The sequence below is a fragment of the Snodgrassella sp. genome, assembly GCF_024103505.1.
Classification (GTDB): Bacteria; Pseudomonadota; Gammaproteobacteria; order Burkholderiales; family Neisseriaceae; genus Snodgrassella; species Snodgrassella communis.
In genome coordinates this window covers 1-8,227 of record NZ_JAGGIJ010000014.1, presented here as the reverse complement: position 1 = coordinate 8,227, position 8,227 = coordinate 1, and the positions used below count along the sequence as shown (strand labels likewise).

13 protein-coding genes are annotated in these 8,227 nt (G+C 42.7%); 4 read left to right on the top strand and 9 right to left on the bottom strand.

Annotation, left to right across the window (positions count from 1 at the left end; all coding sequences use genetic code 11):
* Nucleotides 1–14 precede the first annotated feature (14 nt).
* Genes J6578_RS10400 through J6578_RS10140 form a run of 3 tightly spaced genes read right to left on the bottom strand, consistent with a single transcriptional unit; the run spans nucleotide 15 to nucleotide 1,831 of the window.
* Entirely contained in the window at nucleotides 15–122 is a 108-nt protein-coding gene (locus tag J6578_RS10400; RefSeq protein WP_502958003.1) for an immunity protein RhsI2 family protein, read from the bottom strand.
* A gap of 9 nt (nucleotides 123–131) precedes the next feature.
* Nucleotides 132–617: a hypothetical protein gene (locus J6578_RS10145; protein WP_287954583.1), complete on the bottom strand. Its 486-nt coding sequence runs from the start codon at nucleotides 615–617 to the stop codon at nucleotides 132–134.
* The gene (locus J6578_RS10140; RefSeq protein WP_287954589.1) at nucleotides 617–1,831 is read right to left on the bottom strand and encodes an EndoU domain-containing protein; all 1,215 of its coding nucleotides are present in this window, start codon (nucleotides 1,829–1,831) and stop codon (nucleotides 617–619) included. The genes J6578_RS10145 and J6578_RS10140 overlap by 1 nt, the downstream gene beginning before the upstream one ends.
* 40 nt (nucleotides 1,832–1,871) lie before the next feature.
* On the opposite strand from J6578_RS10140, the gene J6578_RS10135 reads away from it, so the two are divergent.
* Both J6578_RS10135 and J6578_RS10130 read left to right on the top strand, forming a co-directional pair.
* Nucleotides 1,872–2,009 carry a hypothetical protein gene (locus J6578_RS10135; RefSeq protein ID WP_287954579.1) on the top strand — a complete coding sequence of 46 codons (138 nt, stop codon included), beginning with the start codon at nucleotides 1,872–1,874 and terminating at the stop codon, nucleotides 2,007–2,009.
* The gene (locus J6578_RS10130; RefSeq protein WP_287954581.1) at nucleotides 1,985–2,173 is read left to right on the top strand and encodes a hypothetical protein; all 189 of its coding nucleotides are present in this window, start codon (nucleotides 1,985–1,987) and stop codon (nucleotides 2,171–2,173) included. Before J6578_RS10135 ends, J6578_RS10130 begins: the two co-directional genes overlap by 25 nt.
* 23 nt (nucleotides 2,174–2,196) lie before the next feature.
* Here J6578_RS10130 and J6578_RS10125 read toward each other — a convergent pair whose 3' ends face one another.
* Together J6578_RS10125 and J6578_RS10120 are read right to left on the bottom strand one after the other, a co-directional pair.
* Nucleotides 2,197–2,544 (bottom strand): DUF3969 family protein, encoded by a 348-nt coding sequence (locus tag J6578_RS10125; protein WP_239424539.1) that lies wholly within the window; start codon nucleotides 2,542–2,544, stop codon nucleotides 2,197–2,199.
* Entirely contained in the window at nucleotides 2,541–3,725 is a 1,185-nt protein-coding gene (locus J6578_RS10120) for a VENN motif pre-toxin domain-containing protein (RefSeq protein WP_287954587.1), read from the bottom strand. Before J6578_RS10120 ends, J6578_RS10125 begins: the two co-directional genes overlap by 4 nt.
* 40 nt (nucleotides 3,726–3,765) lie before the next feature.
* Between J6578_RS10120 and J6578_RS10395 the strand changes: the two genes are divergently transcribed.
* Together J6578_RS10395 and J6578_RS10390 are read left to right on the top strand one after the other, a co-directional pair.
* On the top strand, nucleotides 3,766–3,903 hold the full coding sequence (locus tag J6578_RS10395; RefSeq protein WP_287954579.1) for a hypothetical protein: 138 nt from the start codon (nucleotides 3,766–3,768) through the stop codon (nucleotides 3,901–3,903).
* Nucleotides 3,879–4,067 (top strand): hypothetical protein, encoded by a 189-nt coding sequence (locus J6578_RS10390; protein ID WP_287954577.1) that lies wholly within the window; start codon nucleotides 3,879–3,881, stop codon nucleotides 4,065–4,067. The genes J6578_RS10395 and J6578_RS10390 overlap by 25 nt, the downstream gene beginning before the upstream one ends.
* 181 nt (nucleotides 4,068–4,248) lie before the next feature.
* On the opposite strand, the gene J6578_RS10105 is transcribed toward J6578_RS10390, so the two are convergent.
* The 4 genes from J6578_RS10105 to J6578_RS10090 form a co-directional block, all read right to left on the bottom strand.
* Nucleotides 4,249–4,734, bottom strand: coding sequence for a DUF5376 family protein (locus tag J6578_RS10105; protein ID WP_100120983.1), 486 nt, complete (start codon nucleotides 4,732–4,734; stop codon nucleotides 4,249–4,251).
* Nucleotides 4,734–5,948 (bottom strand): EndoU domain-containing protein, encoded by a 1,215-nt coding sequence (locus tag J6578_RS10100; protein WP_287954585.1) that lies wholly within the window; start codon nucleotides 5,946–5,948, stop codon nucleotides 4,734–4,736. Before J6578_RS10100 ends, J6578_RS10105 begins: the two co-directional genes overlap by 1 nt.
* A 232-nt stretch (nucleotides 5,949–6,180) precedes the next feature.
* On the bottom strand, nucleotides 6,181–6,780 hold the full coding sequence (locus J6578_RS10095) for a hypothetical protein (protein WP_239352915.1): 600 nt from the start codon (nucleotides 6,778–6,780) through the stop codon (nucleotides 6,181–6,183).
* Nucleotides 6,780–8,227: VENN motif pre-toxin domain-containing protein (locus J6578_RS10090; protein ID WP_287954574.1), on the bottom strand; the 1,448-nt coding region annotated here is incomplete at its 5' end. The genes J6578_RS10095 and J6578_RS10090, both read right to left, overlap by 1 nt.

The following is an 8,227-nucleotide window of genomic DNA, read 5'->3' as shown; positions in this document are numbered from 1 at the left end:
TTTTATAAAAAATTTTATTTACATGGTTCAAGTGAAACAGCCATTTCTAATGCAGCCTTAGAATAATTTACACTTTCATCGAAATCCGGTTGTGCTTTCATTTCATCAAGTGTATAAACAATACAAGCTTTCTAACAAGCATAAGGAACCTGATGGGAACCTTCTAATCCGTTATACATGTCAATAGCTTCTTGGCCTTCTGCTATAATTTCAACAGTTATAGGTTCGGGCGGATTATATGGATCTTTATAAACGCCCTTCAAACAAGCCTTGTATTGTTCCAAAACATATAAAAGTTGTTCTTTAGTAATAACAACTTGTTGTTGTTCGACATATTCGGTACCAATAAAGACATAATTACCAGTAATTAATACCCAGTGGGCATTACCGATACCAAACATGCCATCTGGTGCTCGGCTGTTTTCTAAATCGGTGAGATTATTAATCCAAATATTAACTGAATTAACCCCTGTAGGCAGGTCTGTCGCTAACCAAGCAGCTATTTCACATATCCCATAACCTTGCTTTGGCGCATGTCTAATATTTTCATCTTTTGTAGTTCCAGAAAGAATATATTTCCCTTCATACCATATAAAATACAATTTCTTCTTTAACATTACTTCTTAACTCCTTGATAAATAGGCCAAGCTGTTGCCCCAGTTCCATTCGGTTTTTTATAATATCCTTCAATCTTTAATCCACTAGAGGATGTCCCTTGCCACATTTCCCTTTTTCGTGGGTCAGTATGAGGTCTCGAATTCTCAAAAGCACTCTTAATTTCCATCTCAGTTTGTCGTTTAGACCAATGTTCTGGGAAAAATGTTGTTTCTGCCGGCTTTTTATACCATTTACCGGTTGCAGGATCTCTTACTGAAATATATCCGGTTTTTACACCATTTGCATCAGCAGCGCCAGTCCATTTATCTACTTTAATATTTGGGTCTCGTAAGTAATGTCCTCCAGTGCCTACTTTTGTGCCATCTTTATAAGTTTTTATTTCGCCATTTAAAATGTGTTCAGTATTTATTGTAACCTTACTAGTTTGACCCGCTTGTTGTTGGACTAACTCGGCAGGTGTTGGTGATGGTTTGAAGTCTTCAAGATATTCCCCAGCGTTGCTTCCTGTACTGGTTGTTCCTTTACCAGCACTACCTTTCGCAATATTAGCACCTTTTCCAGCCCCCTTACCAGCCTCTATTACCTCCTTCTTAGCCGCATTGGCAACCTTGGTTATCGCTTTTTCGGTTACCTTTATTCCTGCTTTCGCCGCTCCTCCTACTCCTGTCGCCAGTGAGGCCATATCCAGTAGTAATTTGCCGGTCTCTATACCCGCATTATATGAACCACTGGCTCCAGCTCTTTGATATTCTTCTTCCAGCTTATCTAATCTGCTTATGTACGATTCTTTTACTGCATCACTTACATTTCCCAGAATGTTGCCGCTGGTGAACAAACCTTTCAAAGCCTCGTAGGTTTCTCCCGGGTTTGTTGCCATCTGTACCAGCTCTTGGATAGGTTCAATTGCACCTGCTGGCAAGCCGACGGCGATACCCGCGGTAAAGCTGGCTTGCTGTGCTACATTAATAGCAGCCCATTGAGTCTTGACTTTGGCAGTGCATCCTATATTTGTGCACTGCTTCAGCTCTTTCTGTTCCTGAGCAGCTTGTGCATCACTAAGGTAATTATTCTCTGCTGCATTCTGCCCAACCACTCCTGCAATCTGTGCATTAACCAGTGAACCTCCGGTTAGCCCGCCTGATACGGTGGCTACCGCTGATGATAGGTCTCTGATATTTGCTTTGACGCTTTCCGGTAAGCGGTTCGGGTCTATCTCGCCGGTTTTCGGGTCTATCGCTTCGGGATACTGATCTTTGGGCAGTTGTTTAATCAGGTATTGCGCAGCCAGTTCGGCGGCACTGGCGCCTACTGCTCCGGCGGCGGCATTACCACCGTTTACGCTGGCACTGATGGCGCCTAGGAGCGCATGGGCTACCAGTTGGGCAGCCTGATTCTGGTTGTCGCCATGACCGAATTGTTTGCCGATAAGTTCTGCGGCATAGGGTGCGAGGGCGTTGGTGGCGGCTTGCAGGTTGGTCTGGCCGCCAAGGATGCGGGTGACGGCACTGGTAACGGCATTCAGGGCACGGCTCTAATCATGCCTGTGCCCAGGTAGTACTATCTTAAAATAACATTATATTAATCCATAATGATATCTATTTTTTTATCAAGTAATCGGCCAACTTTCTTGCTATTTTTTAACACGGACATAGTTTTTATCATTAATTCTTTAATACTGTTATCCAGCTGTTCAGGAACCAAATCAACTATATCATCAAGCTCACAGCCAGATTCAATAATATCAATCAGTTCGTTAGATAATTGTGCCTTACATAAAATTTGAGCAACTGAAGGCATAAATATGAATCCCTCTGCATCATCTATAGATATTAACTTATGCTCTAAAGAATATAAAACACCCAAAATTAAAAAACTAATAAATTGATCAGACTGATTTCTATCAATAGTATAACTAACTTTCATCATTTTATATTACTCCAATTAGGCTTAACTTTCACATTAAATACTTTACCACTCTGACTTTGAAAATAATGAATTGATACCTTTTTTCCTGATGCATCAAAGCCATCTTTATAAACCTTCGTCCATTTTCCTGGTTCAATTTCCCTAAGTTGTTCTAATAATGCTTGATTTTTAACAGCATTTCTGGTTGTTCCATTTTGAATAGCTTTAAAATTTTGAGGATACTGTGGTGAATCTTTAATCGAATTATAGATATTTTTGATTTTATCACTAGCTCCCTGTTCAGTCTTATGAGCACCACCTACCTTACCTTTTCCACCGCTTTGTTGCGCTCCATGCGATTCGCTGGCTGTACTCTGGTGCCCATTATTTTTTATTACCTGTCCATTTGCAGTTACAAGACTTCCGGCGTTATTGTTGTATCTGCTTGTAATTGCCTTTATTTCATTAATTGATAATGCTTTGCCTCGTTTTAGTGCAATTGCATTGATTACTGTATTTAAACTTACTCCAGAATGGTATAAAGCATCTACCTGCTCAACCATAGAATACGAACCTATAGCCTGACCTGCAATCTGATATCGCAATACCTGCATTGCGATTTGCTGCTCAGATGAGCCAGACTGCTTCATTTTTTTCACTAAATTAGATAGTGTTATTTGCTGGAAATCAGGATTGGCTATTACTCCAGATGGCGTCCATCTCTGAGCATCCATATTGAAAATAGGTGTACTTAATCCATCCTGGCTTTCTCCTGCTCCCTGCATCATTTTACTTGCATAGCTTGTTAACAATATCATTGATTCTTCAGTTGATAACTGTCCGCTTCTATACAAGTCAAGTATGATTTTAGATGCCTGTTCGGTAGCTTCTATATAGTCCTTTTTAACTTGCTGCCTACATGCTTCAGTTTTACAAGCATCATATTTTCTTTGGTAATCATCTGCATTTTGTACGCCGGCTTTTTTTAGTTTTTCGTTTATTTTTCTTTCTTGGGCATTTAGTTTGCTTTCGCCATTGCTGTTGATGAGGGCGTTATTCTCCACCGCATTCTGCCCAGCCACACCGGCAATCTGTGCATTAACCAGTGAACCACCCGTTATACCACCTGATACGGTGGCTACAGCTGACGATAGGTCTCTGATGCTGGCTTTGACGCTTTCCGGTAAGCGGTTCGGGTCTATTTCGCCGGTTCTCGGGTCTATGGCTTCGGGATACTGATCTTTGGGCAGTTGTTTAATCAGGTATTGCGCAGCCAGTTCGGCGGCACTGGCGCCTACTGCTCCGGCGGCGGCATTACCACCGTTTACGCTGGCACTGATGGCGCCTAGGAGCGCATGGGCTACCAGTTGGGCAGCCTGATTCTGGTTGTCGCCATGACCGAATTGTTTGCCGATAAGTTCTGCGGCATACGGTGCGAGGGCGTTGGTGGCCGCTTGCAGGTTGGTCTGGCCGCCAAGGATGCCGGTGACGGCGCTGGTGACGGCGTTCAGGGCACGGCTCTTGCCGCCGCCGATACCCCATGATTGGGCTTGTTCGTCTGCTGTGCGGTAGTCTTTGCTGGTCTCTCTGAGGACGAGTTGTTTTTTGTCTTCGCTGAGCTGGTTGTAATCCTGCCACCTAGTGCGTTATCTAGGTTGATTTAGCCTAAATCTTTTTAGTAAAACTTGCTAAGAAGATGGCCTCCACGGTTAGGTGGAGAACCAATTAGCAAGCGTAAAGAACCTGATGGGAGCCTTCTAATCCATTATACATGTCAATAGCTTCTTGGCCTTCTGCTATAAATTCAACATCAATAGGATCTGGCGGATTATTGGGGTCATTATAATCTCCTTCTAAAAAAGTCTTATATTGTTCTAGAACGTATAAAAGCTGCTCTCTGGTCATGATAACCTGCTGTTCTTCTACATACTCAGTACCGATAAACACATAATCGCCAGTAATTAATACCCAGTGGGCATTACCGATACCAAACATGCCATCTGGTGCTCGGCTGTTTTCTAAATCGGTGAGATTGTTGATCCAGATATTGACTGAGTTTACTCCCGTAGGAAGATCTGTTGTTAGCCAAGAGCCTATTTCGTATATTCCAGGGCCTACTTTAGGAATAAATTTAATGTTACTTTCTTCTGGTGTTGGAGACATACGATACGCTCCATCTTTCCATATAAAATAAATTTTTTGATTAATCATTATTTTTTAGCTCCCTGATAAACAGGCCAAGCTGTTGCACCAGTTCCATTGGGTTTTTTATAATAGCCTTCAATTTTTAATCCACTAGAGGATGTCCCTTGCCACATTTCTTTCTTCAATGGGTCGGCATGAGGTTTTGAATTCTCAAAAGCACTCTTAATTTCCATCTCAGTTTGTCGTTTAGACCAATGTTCTGGGAAAAATGTTGTTTCTGCCGGCTTTTTATACCATTTACCGGTTGCAGGATCTCTTACTGAAATATATCCGGTTTTTACACCATTTGCATCAGCAGCGCCAGTCCATTTATCTACTTTAATATTTGGGTCTCGTAAGTAATGTCCTCCAGTGCCTACTTTTGTGCCATCTTTATAAGTTTTTATTTCGCCATTTAAAATGTGTTCAGTATTTATTGTAACCTTACTAGTTTGACCCGCTTGTTGTTGGACTAACTCGGCAGGTGTTGGTGATGGTTTGAAGTCTTCAAGATATTCCCCAGCGTTGCTTCCTGTACTGGTTGTTCCTTTACCAGCACTACCTTTCGCAATATTAGCACCTTTTCCAGCCCCCTTACCAGCCTCTATTACCTCCTTCTTAGCCGCATTGGCAACCTTGGTTATCGCTTTTTCGGTTACCTTTATTCCTGCTTTCGCCGCTCCTCCTACTCCTGTCGCCAGTGAGGCCATATCCAGTAGTAATTTGCCGGTCTCTATACCCGCATTATATGAACCACTGGCTCCAGCTCTTTGATATTCTTCTTCCAGCTTATCTAATCTGCTTATGTACGATTCTTTTACTGCATCACTTACATTTCCCAGAATGTTGCCGCTGGTGAACAAACCTTTCAAAGCCTCGTAGGTTTCTCCCGGGTTTGTTGCCATCTGTACCAGCTCTTGGATAGGTTCAATTGCACCTGCTGGCAAGCCGACGGCGATACCCGCGGTAAAGCTGGCTTGCTGTGCTACATTAATAGCAGCCCATTGAGTCTTGACTTTGGCAGTGCATCCTATATTTGTGCACTGCTTCAGCTCTTTCTGTTCCTGAGCAGCTTGTGCATCACTAAGGTAATTATTCTCAGCTGCATTCTGCCCAACCACACCGGCTATCTGCGCATTAACCAGTGAACCACCCGTTAGCCCGCCTGATACGGTAGCCACTGCTGATGATAGGTCTCTGATGCTGGCTTTGACGCTTTCCGGTAAGCGGTTCGGGTCTATCTCGCCGGTTCTTGGGTCTATGGCTTCGGGATACTGATCTTTGGGTAGTTGTTTAATCAGGTATTGCGCGGCCAGTTCGGCTGCGCTCGCACCTACTGCTCCGGCGGCGGCATTACCGCCATTTACGCTGGCGCTGATGGTATTTGATGGATATTTACTTTATTCAAACCATCACTATTTTTTATTATTAGTTAAATATAAAACAAAACCCTGCAAATACAGGGTTTATCATTTATTCTTTATACATCCTTGGAAAATATTCATCAATTTTGTCATTATCAAGCAATCTATCAACGGTAAAATCAACAGTATCTGACATAGCTATTCCATGACGTAATTCTTCTGGGAAATCTTCAATTGAAGCATAGATGGTTGGCATCAAATATCGGAAATAATCACCCATTTTAGTATTACCATTGTAGCCCACAGGATAATCTTGCCCTGGATTATCTCCTTCAATGCTATGATAAACAAAAAATCCTTTCCGTGATGGTAAATTAATTTCGTTTAGTGGTTCAAATTGCTTATTATTAATCCAACTATCAATTTCCATTTTGGACTTAATATCACTATAAACAAGAGATGAATATAAGTCTAATAACGTTTCACCATCTTTATTTGGAGGATAATGAGTATATGTTTCTGATTCTTCCCATTTATATTCATTAAGTGCATCTAATAAATTTTCAAAATCATTAACTGATAAAAGTGCATTAGGGAGCCATCCCCAACAATTATTAACCATCACAGCTATTTTTCCGTTCTTATCCATTCCAAACCAGGTATAAATCGTTCCAAATCCCGGTTCCCAAGATGTTTTTAATTGATTCATTATTTTGTTCCTCGTGGCCAGGTAACCTTACAATTATCACATGTTTTAACGATCACTTTTTCAGAAATTATACTATTTTCCTGCCTAAAAGCTTTTGGTCTAATTGCTTGTGTGAACTGAATGTTTTCGGGTTTAGCCCCTTGTCTTATTAAACTATCTGCAGCAGATACCTCTGCACATGCTCCAGCTTTATTCTTACAAAAGCTGGTGAACTCACCTATCTTAACACCTAATTGTGTTTCAATATAGCTTACTGTTGTTGGGTGTAATGATTCTGCCGTAATCAATTTATTACTATAACCAACAGCAGTCTTTCCTGTTACAGGATCATAAGCACCAATCATTGCAGCTACTTTTTCAGCTTGAGTATTAGATTTAAATTTATTAATTTCGTTTATTAATTCTTGTTGTGCTTGTACTGCTAATTTCTCGGTTTGGGCAACATCAATCCCCTTTCCAGCACTACCTTTCGCAATATTAGCACCTTTTCCAGCCCCCTTACCAGCTTCTATTACCTCCTTCTTAGCCGCATTGGCAACCTTGGTTATCGCTTTTTCGGTTACCTTTATTCCTGCTTTCGCCGCTCCTCCTACTCCTGTCGCCAGTGAGGCCATATCCAGTAGTAATTTGCCGGTCTCTATACCCGCATTATATGAACCACTGGCTCCAGCTCTTTGATATTCTTCTTCCAGCTTATCTAATCTGCTTATGTACGATTCTTTTACTGCATCACTTACATTTCCCAGAATGTTGCCGCTGGTGAACAAACCTTTCAAAGCCTCGTAGGTTTCTCCCGGGTTTGTTGCCATCTGTACCAGCTCTTGGATAGGTTCAATTGCACCTGCTGGCAAGCCGACGGCGATACCCGCGGTAAAGCTGGCTTGCTGTGCTACATTAATAGCAGCCCATTGAGTCTTGACTTTGGCAGTGCATCCTATATTTGTGCACTGCTTCAGCTCTTTCTGTTCCTGAGCAGCTTGTGCATCACTAAGGTAATTATTCTCAGCTGCATTCTGTCCAACCACCCCGGCTATCTGTGCATTAACCAATGAACCTCCGGTTAGCCCACCTGATACGGTGGCCACTGCTGATGATAGGTCTCTGATGCTGGCTTTGACGCTTTCCGGTAAGCGGTTCGGGTCTATCTCGCCGGTTCTCGGGTCTATGGCTTCGGGATACTGATCTTTGGGCAGTTGTTTAATCAGGTATTGCGCGGCCAGTTCGGCTGCACTGGCGCCTACTGCTCCGGCAGCGGCATTACCGCCATTTACGCTGGCGCTGATGGCGCCCAGTAGGGCATGGGCTACCAGTTGGGCGGCCTGATTCTGGTTGTCGCCATGACCGAATTGTTTGCCGATAAGTTCTGCGGCATACGGTGCGAGGGCGTTGGTGGCCGCTTGCAGGTTGGTTTGGCCACCAAGGATGCCGGTGACGGCACTGGTGACGG

Bases quoted from the DNA above. Each gene is read 5' to 3' on its own strand.
- J6578_RS10145 (WP_287954583.1), bottom strand. From the start codon at position 617: ATGTTAAAGAAGAAATTGTATTTTATATGGTATGAAGGGAAATATATT.
- J6578_RS10130 (WP_287954581.1), top strand. From the start codon at position 1,985: ATGGGCTACCAGTTGGGCAGCCTGATTCTGGTTGTCGCCATGACCGAA.
- J6578_RS10125 (WP_239424539.1), bottom strand. From the start codon at position 2,544: ATGATGAAAGTTAGTTATACTATTGATAGAAATCAGTCTGATCAATTT.
- J6578_RS10390 (WP_287954577.1), top strand. From the start codon at position 3,879: ATGGGCTACCAGTTGGGCAGCCTGATTCTGGTTGTCGCCATGACCGAA.
- J6578_RS10105 (WP_100120983.1), bottom strand. From the start codon at position 4,734: ATGATTAATCAAAAAATTTATTTTATATGGAAAGATGGAGCGTATCGT.
- J6578_RS10095 (WP_239352915.1), bottom strand. From the start codon at position 6,780: ATGAATCAATTAAAAACATCTTGGGAACCGGGATTTGGAACGATTTAT.